We start from the raw sequence: 17,678 nt of genomic DNA, 5'->3' as shown, positions 1-17,678 counted from the left end.
TTTATTCAAAATCAAATACTTAATCTTCGTTCCGCGCCTGCCTGCCATGCCGTTTCAGGGCTTGCGCCGCGGCGCCGGAAGCAGGATGTCGGGAGCGACCTCCCGCTCCGGTGACCGATCATGACTGAGACCAAGCCTGCCCCGCGCATCGCCATCACCTATTGCTCGCTGTGCAACTGGATGCTGCGCTCGGCCTGGCTCGGGCAGGAGCTGCTCTCGACCTTCGGGCAGGATCTCGGCGAGGTCGCGCTGATCCCGCGCAGCGGCGGCATCTTCCAGGTCCATTACGACGGCGAGCTGATCTGGGACCGCAAGAGCGATGGCGGCTTCCCGGATTCCAAGGTGCTGAAGCAGCGCGTGCGCGACCGGCTCGACCCCGAGCGCAGCCTCGGCCATGTCGACGGGCATGTAGCGCAGGCGGAAGCGGAGGGCTGAGAGCGCCGGAATGAGGTTCAGGCTGTCGCGTGCCGCCGCGTCGCCGCGAGCCATTGCTTCAGCCGACCCTCGGGATCGGCGTTCAGCGTGATGTCGGTCACGGCCGCGACGCTGTCGGCGCCCGCCGCGAAGACGCCCTGCGCCCGCTCCAGCGAGATGCCGCCGATGCCGACCAGCGGGAGCGCGCCGATGCGGCGCTTCCATTCGCCGAGCCGCTCCAGCCCCTGCGGGCCGAAGCGCATTGCTTTAAGAATCGTCGGATAGACCGGGCCGAGCGCGACGTAATCCGGCTCAGCCGCCAGTGCGCGCTCGAGTTCCGCCTCGTCATGGCTGCTGACGCCGAGCCTCAAGCCCGCCTTGCGGATCGCGCCGAGATCGGCGGTATCGAGGTCTTCCTGGCCGAGATGGACGCAATCGCAGCCCTCGGCGATGGCGAGCTTCCAGTAATCGTTGACGACGAGCACGCAATCAGCCGCGGCGCAGAGCGCCTTGGCGCGGGCGATCTCGCGCGCGACCTCGGCCTCGGGGCGATCCTTGACGCGCAGCTGCACCAGCCTGACGCCGAGCGGCAGCATGCGCGCCAGCCAGTCGGCCGAATCGAAGATGGGGTAGAACGGATCGAGCTTCATGCGAGAAAGGCCTTGCCCATGACGGGGGTGGAGGGAGCCGCCATGTCGCGCGCCTCGATCGGCCCGGCGGCAAAGGCCTGGCGGCCGGCGCGGATGGCGAGCGCGAAGGCTTCCGCCATCGCGGCGGGATCGCCGGCCTTGGCGACGGCGGTGTTGAGCAGGATGCCGTCATAGCCCATCTCCATCGCCTGCGCGGCATGGGAGGGCAGGCCGATGCCGGCATCGACGACGAGCGCGACCTCGGGGACATGCCGGCGCAGGCTCCTGAGGCCGTAAGGGTTGTTGAGCCCCCGGCCCGAGCCGATCGGCGCGCCCCAGGGCATCAAGACCTCGCAGCCGGCATCGATGAGGCGCCCGGCGACGACGAGGTCCTCGGTGGTGTAGGGAAAGACCTTGAAGCCGTCGTCGCCGAGGATGCGGGCGGCCTCGACCAGCGCGATCACGTCCGGCTGGAGCGTGTCGTCCTCGCCGATCACCTCGAGCTTGATCCAGTCGGTGCCGAAGACCTCGCGCGCCATCTGCGCGGTGGTGACCGCCTCCTTGACGGTGTGGCAGCCGGCCGTGTTCGGCAGCACCCTGACGCCGAGCTCGCGGATCAGCGCCCAGAACGCCTGCCCCGCCCCGCCCGCCGCCTCCCGGCGCAGCGAGACGGTGACGACCTCGGCGCCCGAGCGCCTCACCGCCTCGGCCAGGATCGCCGGCGAGGGATATTGCGCCGTGCCCAGGAAGAGCGGGTTTTGCGGCGTGAAGCCGTAGAAGGACGCCATCTCAGCCTCCCTGCATCGGCGCGACGATCTCGATGCGGTCGCCCTCGCTCAGACAGGTTTCAGCGCGCCTGCGGGCCGGCACGAATTCGCCGTTCATCGCGGTCGCGACGATGCGCCCGCCGAAGCCGAGCTCGGCCAGCGCCTCGGCCAGCGTCTTCGCGGCGATCTCGCGGGGTACGCCGTTAAGCAGCAAGGTCATGCAGCATCTCCGGTTTCGCTTGCGGGTCGAGCACGGCATCCGCCGCCATCCGCGCCATGGCGGGGCTGAGCAGGAAACCGTGGCGATAGAGCCCGTTGACATGGATCACCCGCCCGCGGCGGGTGAGCCGCGGCAGATTGTCGGGAAAGGCCGGGCGGGCATCGGTGCCGATCTCGACCACCTCCGCCTCGGCGAAGGCCGGATGCAGCGCATAGGCCGCGCCAAGCAGTTCCAGCATGGCGCGCGCCGAGATGCGCCGGCGCTCGCCGCTCTCGATCATCGTCGCGCCGACCATGAAGAGCCCGTCCGCGCGCGGCACGACATAGAGCGGGATGCGCGGATGCAAAAGCCGCACCGGCCGCGCGAGCGCGATCTCGTCGCTCCGCAGCAGCAGCATCTCGCCCTTGACGCCGCGCAGCTCCGGCAGGGCCTCGCGCGCCGCAAGCCCCCGGCAATCGAGGACGATGGCGGCATCGAGATCGGCGGGCTCGGCGGCGCTGCCGAGATGCAGGGCCGCGCCCTGCGCCACGAGACGCTCCGCCAGCGCCGTGATCGTCCGCCGCGGATCCAGATGCGCCTCGCCGGCGAAGAACAGCCCGCGCGCGAAACGCCCGGCGAGATCGGGCTCCAGAGCGGCGATGGCCTCACCGTCGATCTCGCTGAAATGATCGGTGCGCTGGCCGAAACGGGAGAGCTCAGCACGGTCCCGGCTCGGTGCGACGACGAGCGTGCCGTTGCGGACGACGCCGCCGGCATGGCGCTGCCACCAGTCGGCCGCCTCCCGCCCGAGCCGGACCACCGGCTCCTCGGCGCTCTCGCCCTCGCACCAGGGCGCGAGCATGCCGCCGGCGAACCAGGAGCAGGCTTCCGCGCCGATGCGCGAACCGCGCTCATGGATGACGACCCGCGCCCCGCGCGCCACAAGCTCGGCGGCGCAGGCGAGGCCGACGACGCCGGCGCCGATCACAGCGATCGTCGGTTCCAAGCGAGAGCTTTGCGCCGTCATGCTTCCCCTGCTCCCGGGAAGGCAGCAGCCTCAGGCGCCAGATGTCTGCGAGCCGAAGACCGTTCCCTTCGCCGGCATTACCCGGATCAGGTACGATGGGTTGGCGCGAACGCGCGCCTCTCAGCCTTTCGGCACCCCAACGGACGGCCCCAATCTAGTGGCTTCGCGCCGTGAGGACAAGGCAGGCCGGTGCGGCCTTGCATCTCGCGCATGAGCGAGGCGAGGGAAGCTGCCGACGAGGCTTGTCAAACGGCACCGCAATCGGGCATAGAGCCTCTCGCCGGAGACGTGGCCGAGAGGCTGAAGGCACTCGTTTGCTAAATGAGCATACCCCACAAGGGTATCGAGGGTTCGAATCCCTCCGTCTCCGCCACTCCTAAGCCCTTGAAAACGTTAGGAATCGATCGAATCGATTCCGCGTCGTCCGTTACGCCGTCCTGTCACGTTCGGGATGGAGGGTCCCGACTGGAATCGGGGTCGCGATGTATCTGCATCGGCGCGGCGCGCATTGGTGGTTTCGTAAGGCTGTTCCCTCAGACTTGACCTGCGTCCTCGGCAGGCCGGACGTGCGCCGCTCCCTGCGCACCCGCAACGCCGCCCTGGCGCGACGGAGAGCGCTGCAGGTGCTGATCAGGATCGACGAGGTCTACGCCGTCCTTCGCTCGCAGTGGCCGATGCGGCCGGCGCGCGAAATTGCCCTCGCCATGCTCGACGATGCTATCGGATCCGTTTCCGGGCAGCCTCCCCTCGTGGGGCAGCAGCTTGCCCTTCTGCGTGACGCGCGCGGCGTAATCGAAAACCACGTCCGCGACGCGGACGGCGACGACCGGGATGAGGCCCTGGCCGACACGCACTGGATCGGCAAGGCCGAGGCTTTCGGCATTCTCGAAGCGGAGACGGCAACCGGTCGACGCAACGAGGCTGCTCGAGCTCTGCTGAAGACCGTTGATCGGGTGACCCGACGCCCATTCGGCAAGCATTCTGCACGAGACATCGACTCGGCCATGGACCGGGCTTCGGAATTTTTTCCTGTACCGGAGCGCCCAGATTCGGCGCGCCAGCTACTGAGCGAATTGAAGAAGGAGCTCGCCGAGCTGAAGGCGATCGTCGGCAATCACGGCCCGGCCGGCGATGCGGGCGAGCTGAAAGCAGTCGTGTCGGACGTGGTAAAGGCGGCCTACGCAGACGCCAGAACCTCGCGCTGGTCGGACGAGCCGCTATCGAAGGCCATCGTTCGGTACGATACCGATCAGATCGTCAAGGCAGGCGATCCGAAGCATGCCGGCGACGTGCGAGCCCGCTTGGCGAATTTCCTGCGCTTCGTCGGCGACAAGCCCGTGCGGGACATCTCTCGCGACGATATCCGGGATTACCGCAACGTGCTGGACCGGTTGCCGAACCGCTTCGAGCTAACCCTGAAGACGCGGGATATGCGCGAAGCAATCGCCTTGAACGCAGCGCGGAAACAGCCGCTCGAAGTGATCTCGGCGAAAACGATCAATCTGAAGTACCTCGGGCCGGTCCGCCGACTCCTGCAATGGCTCGTCGACGACGGGAAGATCGAGAAGAATCTGCTGCTCGGTCTGCAGTCGGAGCAGGAGACGGACCCCGACGCCAAGAGCAAGCGGCTGCCTTTCAAACCGTCTCAGATCAGCGCCCTGTTCGCGCTGACCGCCAAGGAAACCGCCGCAGGTCCGGTCTATTGGTTTCCGCCGGTCATCCTGTTCACGGGCATGCGCCTCAACGAGCTCGCGCAACTGCGGACGGACGATCTCCGGCTCGATCATAACGGCAGGCCGCATCTAAACGTCCTGAGTCTGGTCGACGAAGAGGACGAAGCGGACATCGCCGCCAAACCCGACAAGTCGAAAACCAAGGGACGGCGGGTCAAATCGGCGGCCGGGCGTCGTCTGATCCCGGTCCATCCGACGCTGATCGAGATGGGATTCCTCGATTTCGTCGCATCGCGACGCAAGCGCAGCGGGAAAGACGTCCAGCTATTTCCCGAACTCAAGGCGGACCCGTCGGGCCGTTACAGCGACGCGATCTCGAAGCGGTTGAACCGGCGTATCCGCAAGGGGCTCGGGATCACCAATCCGCGTTACACGGCATATAGTCTCAGGCACAATTTTCGCGACGCCTGCACCGCATCGGGCGTTACGGAGGAAGCGCGCAAGAAGGCCATGGGCCATCAGCTCGAAGGCATGGACGGCGTGTACGGCAATCCTCTGCTTCTGCAGCACGAAAGCGATGCGGTGGCCGCCATCCGATACCCGGACGTCGACATGAGCCCGTATCTTCGTCGCGATCGGATCAGCGCGAAACGCGCCCCGGAGGCTGCTGCCGGCGAGATGGCGGATTGAGGCTCGACGACGGCATGATGCCGATCCTGCTGCCCGCCGGCGCCGACCATGCCAGGCTCGCGGCTCTCATGGCGGCGCCGATACGATGAAGCAGACGCCCCGACGCGGCGCCGGACAAGACCGTCGCCTGTTCGACCGAACCTCGCGGCTCGGCTGGGCGCTTCAGATTCTCGAGCAGCTCGCTCACCGGTTCTCCCCGCCGCAGCCGAGCCGCGATGGTACGATCGGACAGCAGCAAATCGACGAGCGCGACGACGGCGTGGCGCGTTTCGGGCGAGACGAGGTGTCGCAGCGCGGACGCCGTCACCTCATCGGTCCGATACCCCGCCAGCAAGGTCGCGACCGTCTCGTCATGGAGCAGGAGCGCCAGATTGGCGCGGGCGTCCGCGTCCCGTCCGAGATGAGCGAACACCGCGCGCCAGTTCGGATAGGTCAGGAACGCCAGCACGAGCCGCCCGTTCGACCGAGCCTCGCCCTGGTTCTCGGCCTGCAGCAGCTCGGCGAATCGCGAGATCAGCTCGCCGAGGTCGTGTGAGTTCGTTTCGCGCAATAGGATCGGCAGTGCCTCGCTGCGCATGGCTTCGGCCATGAGCTTCAGCCGATCGGCCGATAGCGTCTCGGCCACCGACAGCAACGACGCGGCTTCAGGTCGATCGAGAAGAGCCCGCAGCCGCAGAGCTTCGTCCTCGCTCAGGTTCTGGAGCGGGTGAAGTGATGAGGACGCACGAGCCCGGTTAGTCTCGCCCTCGGCCTTCGCCTGCGTGTCGCGCCGAAGTCGTCGAGCCGAGTCGGGATCGCCGGCGAGCGTCATCACCGCTTCCACCATGTGCGGGTCGGAAGACAGCTTGGCGATCGCTCCGAGCGCGTTTCGCCAGTCGTCGTCTCGCGACGTCATCAGGTTGAGTTGCCTGATCCCCTTTTGCGCCAGCTCCGTCTTGCGAGCGGATTCCTTCAGCGCCCGACTCGATGTCCGTGCTTCCTCCGTCTCGACATAAGCGATCGTCTTCTTGAACCCGAGCTCCTTGAGCACAGCGTCCGTGGCCGTGAGCCTGGGGTCGGCGATGGCTGCCTCGTCATCCACGCACTCGATCTCCAGTGGAAATATAGAAGGCGAGGATGACATGGCGAAATTGCCGGATCCGTCGGGTTTTGAGATGCATTTGAGGAAATTTGCGGAGAATTGCCCGACGCTGTCAACGGCGGTCGGATTCCAGGCCAGCGTGGCGGAGTAAAAGCAGGCCACTGGCGTTGAGGGTGGCGGATATGGCAGGGGCCCCGATCGGGGCCCCTGCCATATCGCGCTGTCGGGATTGATCAGGGGATGATCTCGCCGGTTTCTGGATCGGCTTCGTTGGCGGTGGTCTGTTTTTGCCCCGCCGCGGCGGAGGCGCGCCGGCGGCCGGCCGATTGTTTGAGGCGGTAGCTGTCGCCGTTCATGGCGAGGATGCTGACGTGGTGGGTCAGGCGATCGAGCAGCGCGCCGGTGAGGCGCTCCGATCCCAGGACGGACGTCCAGTCCTCGAAGGGCAGGTTCGAGGTGACGATGGTTGAGCCGCGCTCGTAGCGTTGCGAGAAGATCTCGAACAGGAGCTCGGCGCCGGTCGGCGACAGCGGCACATAGCCGAGCTCGTCGACGATCAGCAGCTTGACCGCCTGCAACTCGCGCTGGAGCCTGAGCAGGCGCTTCTCGTCGCGGGCTTCGAGGAGCTGGTTGACCAGCGAAGCCGCCGTCGTGAAGGCGACGGAGAAGCCCTTCTGGCAAGCGGCCAGCCCGAGCGCGAGGGCGACATGGGTCTTGCCGGTGCCGCTGTTGCCGAGCGCGATGATGTTCTCCCGGCGCAGGATGTAGCCGCAGCGCGCCAGCTCCAGCACGAGCATCTTGTTCAGGCTCGGGATCGCCGTGAAGTCGAAGGTGTCGAAGCTCTTCACCGCTGGGAAGCGCGCCGCCCGGATCCGCCGCTCGACCGTGCGCCGCTCCCGGTCGATCAGTTCGAGCTCGACCAACCGTAGCAGGTAGCGGGGATGATCGACGCCGTCGCGGGAGCATTCCCGTGCCACCTTGTCGTACTCGCGCAGGACGGTTGGCAGCTTCAGTTGCTTGAGGTGGTGCGCCAGCAGGACCTGCGGCGTTCCAGCGGTCGTGCCCGCCGGCATCGTCTCTTTCCCCGAGCCCGTCATGCCGCGGCTCCCGGCAGGAGCACGGCGTAATCGGCCGCCGAGGTCGTCTTCACCGTAGTCCTCGGCAGATACGGATAGGCCGCCAGATCCAGACGGGCCGGGCGCCGTTCCAGCCGCGCCAGCGCGATCAGCTTCACCGCATCGAAGCCGATCGCGCCCAGCCGGATCGCCTCGCCGACGGCGAAGCTCACGACCTCGCGCGGCAAGGCCTCCAGCAGCCGCAGCACCTGGATGAACTCGCGCTTGCCGCGATTGCCCATGCGCGCTTCCAGGAGATGGCGCAGGTGCTGGAAGGCCTCGGGCAGGTCCCAGCCCTGCAAGGCCGCGGCCTGGTCGAGGGCGTTCGGCTTCTCCTCGATTAGCGCCAGATAGTGCAGCGGATCGGAGACGAACACGCCCGTCCCGTAATTGCGGGGATGGCGGGCAATCTCCTCGCCCCGGCACAGGATCACGACCTCCTCGACGAAGCCCTTCACCACCACGTCCTGGAAGCCATAGGCCGTCGGGACCGAGTAGTCGTTCGACCGATATCGGACCAGCGCCGTCGACGAGACCCGCGCACCACGCTTCTCGCACGGCTCCAGCGGCACTGCCGGCAAAGGGCGCAAGACCCCGAGATCGGCAACAAGCCGCTCTCCGATCGTCTGGGCATGCCGGCCGGCCCGCTCGTCCTGTCGCCGGCGGCAGCGCTCGGCCAACATCGCGTTCAGTTCGGCGAAGCTCGCCGCCAAAGGGATCGGCGTCATGAAGTTCGAGCGGGCATACTTCACCAGCCCCTCGACCTTGCCCTTGTCATTGCCCTTGCCCGGGCGCCCGAACCGATCCCGGAACAGATAGTGGCTCACCAGCTCCGTGAAGGCCCGCGTCCGCTCGCGCCGGCCATCGCCGCAGATCTTCGCCACCGCAATGCGGGTGTTGTCATAGAGGATCGACAGCGGCACACCGCCGAAGAAGCCAAAAGCCGAGACGTGACCGTCCAGGAACGCTTCCGTCGTCTCGCGCGGATACGCCTTCACGAAGCAGGCATCCGACTGTGGCAGGTCCAGGCAGAAGAAGTGGATCTTCTGCCGCACGCCGCCGATCACCGCCAGCGCCTCGCCAAAATCCACCTGGGCGTGACCGGGCGGATGGGCCAGCGGAACGAAGGTCTCGCGGCCCCGCGCCCGGCAGAGCCGCACATGGTCCTTCACCACCGTGTAGCCGCCGGCAAAGCCGTGCTCGTCCCGCAGCCGCTCGAAGATCCGCTTCGCCGTATGGCGCTGCTTCACCGGAGACGCCCGGTCTCCGTCCAGGATCGCCTCAATCACCGGCAGCAGCGGACCGAGCTTCGGCTTCTCGACCGGCTTCGTGCGCGTGTAGCCCGGAGGGATCGAGAACCGGCACATCTTGGCGATCGTTTCGCGGCTCAGCCCGAACACGCGAGCCGCTTCCCGTCGGCTCTGCTTCTGATTGAAAACGAAATCGCGAACCGCCGCGTAGACCTCCACAGCGAACATCCCCGCCGACCCCGAAAGGGATCAGCCTATCCAGTGGACGACTTTTACGCCGCCCGCGCCCGCACAAACGCAGGCGCTTCACTGGATGGTTTTCTCACCGCCCTGCACACGACGCCAGCGACACTAGTGCCGTCACTAGTGTCGCGTGCTATGTGCGGCAAAGGGCACTAGCGGTGCCGCTAGTGCCCTCCCTCTTCATAACCCGTCAGAGCTGCACGAACGGCCTCCGATCGAGCCGCGGCTCGCGCCGGCGTACCGGCATCGGCGGCGACGCGATCAGGTTCGCGAGTTCGGCCTCGTCGAGCACGGCGCGATCCAGCAGCGCATCGGCGACCCGCTCGACGATGGCCCGGTTCTCGGCGACGAGCCGCTTGGTCGAGATCATCAGCCTATTGAGCTCGTGTCCGATCGCATCGGCGAGGCCGCGATCTCGGGACACCATGTCCAGAGCCTGATCGGGGCCGGCGCGGAACACCAAGCTGTCCGCGAGGCCGAAACTCAACCGTGCCGCCGCGAGCAGCCGCGTCGCTTCGGCCAGATCGGCGGTCGCGCCGGTATCGGCGGGTGAGCCGAACAGCCCGTTCGAGGCCCTGCCGGCGAGCAGGATCTTGACCCGCGCCTCAATCAGGGCGCGGTCCGAGACGCCGGGCAGACGAATGTCCGTCCAGCCGCCCGCATCGCCCTCGCCCCGGATCGTCACCGACTCGACCTTATAGCCGAGCATATGCGCCACGACGGCATGTCCTGCCTCGTGGATCGCGACATGGCGCAGCTCCGACCTCGGCCGAGGATCCGCCGGCATGATCGCCGCGCGCAGATCGGCCTCGGTCAGATCCCTCTTGGCGGTTCGCGCGAACCGCTTGGCTTCCCGAACCATGCCCGCGACGTCCGCGCCCGTCCGTCCCGGCATGAGACGGACGAGAGCCGTGACGTCGGCCTCTGCGCAATCCTCGCCGAGATGAGAGCGCATGATGCCGGCGAGGCCGGCCGCATCGGGCGGATCGATCCGGAACCGCCGGTCGAAACGGCCCGGCCGCAGCAGGGCAGCGTCGATGTTGGCGAGGTGATTGGTCGCGCCGAGAAGAACGACGCCGTTCTTCGCCTCCCTGATCCGGGAGCATTCCAGCAACACCCCGCCAACGGCCGAGGACCACCAGCTCTTGCCGCGCGAATCGAGCTGAGCCCGGTCCGGCAGACTGTCAAGCTCGTCGAGAAACAGAACGCAGGGAGCGGCGCTCCGGGCCCGCGCAAACACGTCGGCGACCTGCTGCAGGAAGTCGCCGAGAGCGCCTTCCCTGTGCTGGAACCAGGCCGCGACGCTGGTCTCGATCAGCGGGATGCGGGCGGTCTTCGCCAGGCTGCGCGCCAGCGTCGTCTTGCCGGTGCCCGGCGGGCCGTGGAACACGGCCGATTCGAGCTCGCCGGCGGACAGGGTGCCGGCACGGACGGCCTCGATATCGGCCAGCGTCGCCAGACACCAATCGCGCGCCGCGCCATAACCGGACAGATCCCGAAGCAGCGGGGTAGCGTCGTTGCTCGTGCTGACGCTACGTGCCGCACTCGCCGCCATGAGGCGCTTGACACAGGCCCGTGGCGTCGTCTGCGGACGCAGAGCGGCAGCGAGATCGAGCAGATCGAGCCCGCCGATATCCATGGCGTCGAGCGCGGGCACGCGGGACCGGCCGGTGTGGAGCCGGATCGCCTTCCGCATCAGTTCCGGCGTCGGCGCCGGCACGGTGATGACCACGTCGGCGGCGGCGCGCAGGAGCGGCGGAAGCTGATTGTCCGGATCGGAGGCGATACCGAAGATCGTCTTCCCCCGATCGAGCGCGTCGACGATGAGGTTCTCCTGAGCCGACCAGTCCTTCTTCTTGCTCTTGCCATCGACGATCATGGCCGCCGGGTCGTTCTCGTGCACGAAATGATGTACCGGATCGATCCAGGTGCTGCTCGGCACCTGGATGATCGTGACCAGCGTCGCGCCGGCCGACAAGGTGCCGGTCTTCGGGAAGTCGTCGATTGCCTGCCAGGACAGGTCGAGCAGCAGGTCCACGGGGGCCATCGCGCCGCTGCCGTTCCGGTCCTCGCTGGTGGCCTCCGTTTCGGGCTCCGGCCCCTGCAGGAAGCCGAAGGCGTCGTCGTTCTGATCGGCCGCGCTCATGACAGCGCCTCCATCAAGGCCTGAAGGCCGGCACGGCGGATCTCCGCACGCGACGGGCCACGCCAGGAACGGGTCAGCGTCTCGACGTCCTCGCCGAGATAACGCCGGCGATCGAGGGTGAAGGCCAAAGTGGTCTTGGCTGCAGCCGAACCCTGCAACGCGTGCCAGAGGAGCATGCTCAGCACGAGGTCGTGCCGATAGGTGTCGAGCACGTCGATGCCGGCGAGCTTCAGCGCCATCGCCACGGCAGCGGCATCGTCGCCGGCGAGCGCTTCGCGCCAGTGCTCGACGCCGAACGGCCGGGCCGCGGCGAGCAAGACCTGCAACGCGGAGCGCTCGGTCTCGCCAAAAGCGTCCGCCGGCAGGCGCCGCCAGAGCTGATGCGTCGGGATCGCGGTATGGTTCGCGACCGTCCGCCGATGCGACGTGGTGTTGTCGGGTTCGAAACGCGTCGATCGACGCGGGAATGCGAGAATGGCGTTGGCCATGGGACAAAAGCTCCGGCGATCACCGGGCTCGCAGGCGCCGGTGTCGCGAAAAGGAAAGGGGAAGAAGGACGCGGCCGGAGCGTCAGCGCAGCCGGCTGCGCGCGTTGCTCAGAGGGCTCGCCAGGCCGAGGCCGGGATGTTCGTGCCGGATGCCAGCCGCGCGCCATTGGTCAGCGACGGCACCGCGATATCGCGGTTCAGGCGATAGAACCCGCCATCCGACCTGAGCAGGCCCAACTCACGCATGCGGGCACGCTTGCTCGCGATGCACGTCTGATCGGACGTCTCCGTCGAGGCCGTCAGGAGCGAGCCGGCCCGCAGCACGGTCCAGGGGCCGTTGACCGAGGCCCGCGCCCGCAATGCGCCGCGCTCCAGCACGAAATGCATCGTCGAGGGACGTTCGAGGAGGTCGGCCGGGAAGTCCTGCCGCCAGCCTTCGCGCACCGCGCCGCTGCCGATCGCGGCGGAGCGCTCTTCACGCGTCACATCGGCAACCACAGCGCGCTCGACCTGAGCGGCGAAGTCGGGATCGAACAGCGTGCATCCGGCGGCGAGCAGCAGGGGCGGCATCTCGTCCAACCAGCGCAGCACGTCGTAGTCGCGGGCACGGTCGAGTGGCGGCGACCGCAACGGCGCACCGACGACGGGCATGACGCCGGCCTTGCGCGCCGCCTGGGTCAGGATCGCCTCTAGCGTCGTGATCGCGTCCGAGCCGAAGCCCGGGCTGGAGATGACGAAGACCTCGTCGATCTGCGACATCGGCATCGTGCGGCGATGATCCCTCAGCCGAGCGGCGAGACCGGTGCTCTTGCCGATCCGCACCTCCTTCCCCGCGAGGATATAGACGCAAGGGCCCGCGAAGATCGGCAACGTGGCGAGGCGCCTGGCATGGCGCCACGGCGCCGCACCGATGGTCAGCGTGCAGGTGGGCGTGGTGACGAGGCGCACCGAAGCCGGCAGGCCGGACACGGTGCGAACGTGCGTGGTCGTCGGCGCCAGCGGCGCCGTCGTGTCGACGATGGTCATAGTGAAATCCCTTCCAGCCGCGCCCTCTCGCTCGCCGGCGGTGCAGACCGCAGCGGTGAACAACGACGAGCGTCGACAGCATGGATCCGAACGCCTCAGACGAGGCCGCGGATGCTCATGCTGCGGTTGAAGGGAGCCCCGAGACGGGACGCGGTGGCTTCCGTGCAGCGGCACGGGTCGATATGATGGCGCTTAGCCATTGGGGTATCATCCTTCCACGATGATCGCCTCGTGGTCAGGCCGCCATCTCCGTTGGCGCGGAGGTGGTGGCCGCCTGATTGCACGCGGCGCTATGAGCCGACCGCTGGAGCGCGGCTGGCGATCACACCCTGCCGGATCCAACAGCGGGCGCAACTTTTCCTCGATCGTATGGATAACGGGTAGTTTCTCGCCCGCAGGCCCGCGAGACCGTCAACTGACAAGTCTGGCCGATGCCGTTGAAAAAGTCGGCATTGCTGGGGACGTGAAGTCCTGATTCAGTCTTCCTCGGCGGAGGGTGGCGCGATGATGGGCGAACGGCAGGTGGCGCAGGAGGCGCTGTTCTACGAGTTCAGCTTGGAGCGCCACGTGCCGGCTGATCATTGGGTCCGCTCTATCGATCGGTTCGTCGATCTCTCGGAGATCCGCGCGCATCTGCGTCCGTTCTACAGCGAGATGGGTCGGCCCTCGATCGATCCGGAGCTCATGATCCGGATGCTGCTCATCGGTTACTGCTTCGGCATCCGTTCCGAACGGCGGCTCTGTGACGAGGTCCATCTGAACCTGGCCTATCGCTGGTTTTGTCGGCTCGGGCTGGAGGGCGCTGTTCCCGATCACTCGACCTTTTCGAAGAACCGGCATGGCCGTTTCCGCGAGAGCGATCTGCTGCGCGAGCTGTTCGAGACGACCGTCCGGCGCTGCATCGCGGAGGGTCTCGTCGGCGGCGAGGGCTTCGCGGTCGACGCCAGCCTGATCAAGGCCGATGCCAACAAGCAACGCTCGGCCGAAGCCTCCGAGCCGGTCGATTGGAACGATCTCGCCCGGACGCGTCGCTCGGTTCGCGAGTATCTCGATACGCTCGACGAGGCCGTCTGGGGCGCGGCGAGCGAGGCCAAGCCGAAGTTCGTGTCGCGCTCCGATCCGGCAGCGCAATGGACTGGAGCCCTGAAGGGTCACGCCTTCTTCGCCTATGCCATCAACTACCTGATCGACCTCGATCACGCCGTCATCGTCGATGTCGAGGCCAGCCGAGCGATCCGGCAGGCCGAGGTCGGATCGGCCCGCACCATGCTCGACCGGACGCAGGAGCGCTTCGGCCTCTGGCCGGCCAAACTCGCCGCCGACAGCGCCTATGGCTCGGCCGAGAACCTCGCCTGGCTGGTGCACGAGCGCGGGATCGAGCCGCATATCCCGGTCTTCGACAAATCCCAGCGCAGCGACGGCACCTTCAGCCGCTCCGACTTTGCCTACGACCACGACCGCGATCTCTACACCTGCCCGGGCGGGAAGGAACTGAGGCAGCGCCAGAAGGTCTATCGAACAGAGCGCCCGCTCGTCGATGAGAACGGCATGATGCGCTACCACGCCAGCAAATTTGCCTGTGATGCCTGCACGCTGAAGCCGCACTGCTGCCCCAACACGCCGGCTCGCAAGATCCTGCGCTCGATCCACGAGGGCGCCCGCGACATGGCCAGGCACATTGCGCAGACCGACGCCTATATCGTCTCACGCCGCGAGCGGAAGAAGGTCGAGATGCTCTTTGCCCATCTCAAGCGCATCCTGAGGCTCGACCGGCTGCGCCTACGCGGACCCAACGGCGCCAGAGACGAGTTCCACCTCGCCGCAGCAGCCCAGAACCTCAGGAAGCTCGCGAAGCTCCTGCCGAACGGGCCTCAGATCAGGCCAGTATGAGAGGCCGAGCCTCGATCGGCCAAATCCGCCGAGACGCGGCGGCGCTCAGATGGCCGACTTTTTCAACGATATCGGCCCTTTGCAGACATTCAGTATGTCTGCTTTCCGCTACCCAATTTGACTGGAGGCGAGCCAGAGTAACTAGCGGCGCAGTACCTTCCCTCAAGGCGCATGGGTAATCGCCGGACAAGATTGAAACGCTTTGGATCGGCGGAACATATCGCCTCTTCCCTTGTTTCGTTGACATCGAGCGGACCGCACCGTCCGCAACGCGCCGGCACCTTGTCCGCGCCCTTAAAGTTCATCGTTCATGACCGATACCACCCTACGAGGCGTCCCCGACGCCACGACCGATCGCGCGTGTTCCGCAGTCTCCTGGGGCGCCGTCCTCGGAGGTGCCGTTGTCAGCGCGTCGATCTCCCTGATGCTCCTCGCAGCGGGTTCCGGGTTCGGCTTCGTCTCGGTCTCGCCTTGGACGAATGCGGGGGTCACTACCGCCACCTTCGGCATCGCTGCCATGATCTGGCTTGCTGTTGTGCATTTTGTCTCTGCGGGCGCCGGCGGCTATATCGCCGGTCGTCTCCGCACCAAGCGTGTGGGTCTTCATTCCGAGGAGGTTGCCTTCCGCGACACCGCTCACGGCTTCATGACCTGGGCCGTCGGCGCGATCATCAGCTCGATCCTGCTGGCCTCAGCCGCATCGGCAGTCATCGGCGGCAGCGCTCGCCTTGGTGCCAGCGCGGCGTCCAGTGTTGGCTCTGCCGTCACCGGCGCAGCGAACCAGGCTGCCGGTCGCCTTGACCTGTCGAGTCTCGACCCGTCAGCATATGTCACCGACATGCTGTTTCGCGCCGAGCGACCGGCTCCCTCGTCGGCAGACGCGGCTCCGGCTCGTGCCGAAGTCGGCCGTATCATCGCAATGAGCATTCGCAACGGCGACATGTCTCCTGCCGACAAGTCCTACGTCGCCAGCGTCATCGCCGCCCAGACCGGCATCAGCCAGCCTGACGCCGAAAAGCGCATCACAGACGCAATCGCGAAGACCAAGGAAACCGCCGCCAAGACCGAGCAGACCGCTCGCGAGACGGCTGACATAGCCCGCAAGGCTGCCGCCTCATTCGCCCTGGCGACCTTCATCGCGATGCTCATCGGCGCGCTGGCCGCCAGCTATGGCGCGACGCTCGGCGGCCGCGCCCGGGACAAGGTCCACGCCTGATCCACGCCTGCAACCCCGACAACCGGAGAATTCCAATGGCTACGAATGCACCAAAGGCTCTCGACGACATGTTCCATGACATGCTCAAGGACGTCTACTACGCCGAGAGGCAGATCCTGAAGGCGTTGCCCAAGATGGCGAAGGCGGCCAAGTCGCCCGAGCTCAAGAAGGCCTTCGAGACGCATCGCGAGGAAACGGAGGGGCATGTCGAGCGCCTCGGCGAGGTCTTCGAGGTGATCGGCAAGGCGCCTCGCGGCAAGACCTGCGACGCCATCCTCGGCATCCTTGAGGAAGGCAAGGCTGTCATGGAAGACTACGCCGACAGTCCCGCCCTCGATGCCGGTCTCGTGGCGGCCGCCCAGGCGGTCGAGCATTACGAGATGACCCGCTATGGGACGTTGAAGTCATGGGCAAAGCAGCTCGGCCACAACGACGCGGCGGCGCTGCTCGATGCTACGCTTGCCGAGGAGACCAAGACCGACAAGCTTCTCACGCAGCTCGGCGGGCCAGCAAACTCGGCGGCTGTCGCGCAAGCCAAGGCGGCGTGATCCGATCGCTGCCTGGGGCCCTCTCTCCTCACGGGAGAGAGGGCTTCACTGCGCTCATGTCCTTGAGTTGCAACATTCATGGCTGTTCGGACCCGGGCCGCCATGACAGGGCGGCCCGGAACTGCCGGTCTCTAAGCGAGTGCGTTCCGCGCTCGCGCGAAACCTCCTCAGGCCTCGAGGAAAAAGCGGATCATCTCGCGAGAAGCATCAGGGCCCGTGGCATCGGTATAGCTTCCGCTGCGATCACCTCCCGACCAGGCATGGGTGCCCCCATGGATCAGCCAGTGCTCGGCGAGTGCAGGAGCATCGCCATGCCCGATCAGCGACCGGGTTACGCGTTTGCCATTGATCACCGCATCGGTCTGAAACTCTGCTGGCTTCCCCTGCGCGGAACCCGCTAGATCGAAAACAGCCTTGCCGTTCGATGGATGAACCGTGGCATCGGCGGTTCCGTGGAAAATGATCTTCCTGATGGGCGAACGGCCTTGTGCCGTTGCTTTCGCATTTCCCTTCATTGCAGCGAATGCGGACATGACGTCGCAAGCCGCGCCGTGAGGCAGGCCGGAATGAATGCCAGCTGCGGAAAAGACCTCGGGATAGGTCGACGCCAGGACGTCGGCCATGGCTCCGCCCGCCGACAGGCCGGCCACGAAAACCCGCTTTCGGTCGATCTTGAATTCCGAAGCCAGTTCCTGGGCAAGTCCTGCCAGAAGGGCCGGCTCACCGGCGCCACGCCGCTGATGACGAGGATCGAACCAGTTCCAGCAACCCTGCGCGTTGGCCGATTTTGGCTGCAGGGGATAGGCGACGATCAGGCCGAACTCATCGGCTAAGACATTCATCCGGGTCCCATGCGCGAAGTCATTCGGGTTTTGTGTGCAGCCGTGAAGCATCACCACCAGCGCAAGGTTGCGATCAGCGTGATCGGACGGCACGTAGAGCTTGTAGGCCAGCGAGCCGACCGCCGATTGGAATCTGCGCGCACGGAAGTTTTCACGGTCCCGCTCATCTTCCGTAACCGTGTCGCCATGGCTCGGCGCGTGGATGAAGCTCGCCTGCTCCTGTCGTAGCTTTTGCAGGATCGCCCGCAGAGCGCGCGCCGGCGGTGCTTCGGGGCTGTCACCGCTTTGTGTGCCGCTATCCGCGGCAGCTGAGGGCATAGACCCGCGTCCGGCGAGAGCGTGCTGTATCGCCGCCGTTGCGCCCGTTACGTCGGATGTTCGCAGGCGGTTCATGGCTTCGCCGATGGCGGCGTGAAAACGCGGGTTCATGGCGA

16 protein-coding genes, 1 tRNA gene and 1 riboswitch are annotated in these 17,678 nt (G+C 66.6%); of the genes, 6 read left to right on the top strand and 11 right to left on the bottom strand.

The window, feature by feature from the left end:
• The first annotated feature begins 120 nt into the window (after positions 1-120).
• Positions 121-435, top strand: coding sequence for an Rdx family protein (locus M9917_RS17490; protein WP_297255807.1), 315 nt, complete (start codon positions 121-123; stop codon positions 433-435).
• A gap of 17 nt (positions 436-452) precedes the next feature.
• On the opposite strand, the gene M9917_RS17485 is transcribed toward M9917_RS17490, so the two are convergent.
• From M9917_RS17485 to thiO, 4 genes are read right to left on the bottom strand one after another with little or no spacing between them, the layout of a single operon-like run.
• Positions 453-1,064, bottom strand: a complete 612-nt coding sequence (locus tag M9917_RS17485) for a thiamine phosphate synthase (protein ID WP_297255805.1) — start codon at positions 1,062-1,064, stop codon at positions 453-455.
• Entirely contained in the window at positions 1,061-1,831 is a 771-nt protein-coding gene (locus M9917_RS17480) for a thiazole synthase (protein WP_297255803.1), read from the bottom strand. The genes M9917_RS17485 and M9917_RS17480 overlap by 4 nt, the downstream gene beginning before the upstream one ends.
• A 1-nt stretch (position 1,832) precedes the next feature.
• Positions 1,833-2,030 (bottom strand): sulfur carrier protein ThiS, encoded by a 198-nt coding sequence (thiS, locus tag M9917_RS17475; protein WP_297255801.1) that lies wholly within the window; start codon positions 2,028-2,030, stop codon positions 1,833-1,835.
• Positions 2,014-3,015 (bottom strand): glycine oxidase ThiO, encoded by a 1,002-nt coding sequence (gene thiO, locus M9917_RS17470; RefSeq protein WP_297255799.1) that lies wholly within the window; start codon positions 3,013-3,015, stop codon positions 2,014-2,016. The genes thiS and thiO overlap by 17 nt, the downstream gene beginning before the upstream one ends.
• Positions 3,016-3,082: 67 nt before the next feature.
• Positions 3,083-3,185, bottom strand: a riboswitch (TPP riboswitch).
• A 133-nt stretch (positions 3,186-3,318) separates the two neighbouring features.
• Here thiO and M9917_RS17465 point away from each other — a divergent pair.
• Positions 3,319-3,409: transfer RNA gene (locus M9917_RS17465), tRNA-Ser, on the top strand.
• A 109-nt stretch (positions 3,410-3,518) separates the two neighbouring features.
• Positions 3,519-5,399, top strand: a complete 1,881-nt coding sequence (locus M9917_RS17460) for a DUF6538 domain-containing protein (RefSeq protein WP_297255797.1) — start codon at positions 3,519-3,521, stop codon at positions 5,397-5,399.
• On the opposite strand, the gene M9917_RS17455 is transcribed toward M9917_RS17460, so the two are convergent.
• The 6 genes from M9917_RS17455 to M9917_RS17430 form a co-directional block, all read right to left on the bottom strand.
• Positions 5,350-6,480 carry a hypothetical protein gene (locus M9917_RS17455; RefSeq protein WP_297255796.1) on the bottom strand — a complete coding sequence of 377 codons (1,131 nt, stop codon included), beginning with the start codon at positions 6,478-6,480 and terminating at the stop codon, positions 5,350-5,352. The two genes, M9917_RS17460 and M9917_RS17455, sit on opposite strands and share 50 nt — an antisense overlap.
• 233 nt (positions 6,481-6,713) lie before the next feature.
• A complete protein-coding gene (istB, locus tag M9917_RS17450; RefSeq protein ID WP_465246306.1) occupies positions 6,714-7,577 on the bottom strand; it encodes an IS21-like element helper ATPase IstB in 864 nt (287 codons plus the stop codon).
• Positions 7,574-9,073: an IS21 family transposase gene (gene istA / locus M9917_RS17445; protein WP_297250232.1), complete on the bottom strand. Its 1,500-nt coding sequence runs from the start codon at positions 9,071-9,073 to the stop codon at positions 7,574-7,576. Before istA ends, istB begins: the two co-directional genes overlap by 4 nt.
• Before the next feature lie 205 nt (positions 9,074-9,278).
• Positions 9,279-11,234 carry an AAA family ATPase gene (locus M9917_RS17440; protein ID WP_297255794.1) on the bottom strand — a complete coding sequence of 652 codons (1,956 nt, stop codon included), beginning with the start codon at positions 11,232-11,234 and terminating at the stop codon, positions 9,279-9,281.
• Complete coding sequence (locus M9917_RS17435) at positions 11,231-11,722, bottom strand: hypothetical protein (protein ID WP_297255792.1); 492 nt, start codon at positions 11,720-11,722, stop codon at positions 11,231-11,233. The genes M9917_RS17440 and M9917_RS17435 overlap by 4 nt, the downstream gene beginning before the upstream one ends.
• Before the next feature lie 108 nt (positions 11,723-11,830).
• The gene (locus M9917_RS17430) at positions 11,831-12,748 is read right to left on the bottom strand and encodes a GIY-YIG nuclease family protein (RefSeq protein WP_297255790.1); all 918 of its coding nucleotides are present in this window, start codon (positions 12,746-12,748) and stop codon (positions 11,831-11,833) included.
• A 504-nt stretch (positions 12,749-13,252) separates the two neighbouring features.
• On the opposite strand from M9917_RS17430, the gene M9917_RS17425 reads away from it, so the two are divergent.
• The 3 genes from M9917_RS17425 (at position 13,253) to M9917_RS17415 (ending at position 16,402) form a co-directional block, all read left to right on the top strand.
• The gene (locus M9917_RS17425; protein WP_297255789.1) at positions 13,253-14,638 is read left to right on the top strand and encodes an IS1182 family transposase; all 1,386 of its coding nucleotides are present in this window, start codon (positions 13,253-13,255) and stop codon (positions 14,636-14,638) included.
• Between the two features lie 310 nt (positions 14,639-14,948).
• Positions 14,949-15,854, top strand: coding sequence for a hypothetical protein (locus tag M9917_RS17420; protein ID WP_297255787.1), 906 nt, complete (start codon positions 14,949-14,951; stop codon positions 15,852-15,854).
• A 35-nt stretch (positions 15,855-15,889) separates the two neighbouring features.
• The gene (locus M9917_RS17415; RefSeq protein WP_297255785.1) at positions 15,890-16,402 is read left to right on the top strand and encodes a YciE/YciF ferroxidase family protein; all 513 of its coding nucleotides are present in this window, start codon (positions 15,890-15,892) and stop codon (positions 16,400-16,402) included.
• A 167-nt stretch (positions 16,403-16,569) separates the two neighbouring features.
• Here the strand turns inward: M9917_RS17415 and M9917_RS17410 are convergent, their stop codons facing one another.
• Positions 16,570-17,673 carry an extracellular catalytic domain type 1 short-chain-length polyhydroxyalkanoate depolymerase gene (locus M9917_RS17410; protein WP_297255784.1) on the bottom strand — a complete coding sequence of 368 codons (1,104 nt, stop codon included), beginning with the start codon at positions 17,671-17,673 and terminating at the stop codon, positions 16,570-16,572.
• Between the last annotated feature and the right edge of the window lie 5 nt (positions 17,674-17,678).

Origin of the sequence: Bosea sp. (in: a-proteobacteria) (assembly GCF_023953965.1) — a bacterium.
Lineage (GTDB): Bacteria > Pseudomonadota > Alphaproteobacteria > Rhizobiales > Beijerinckiaceae > Allobosea.
Note: the sequence above shows the minus strand (reverse complement) of the source record. Positions and strands in the feature narration are given on the sequence as shown.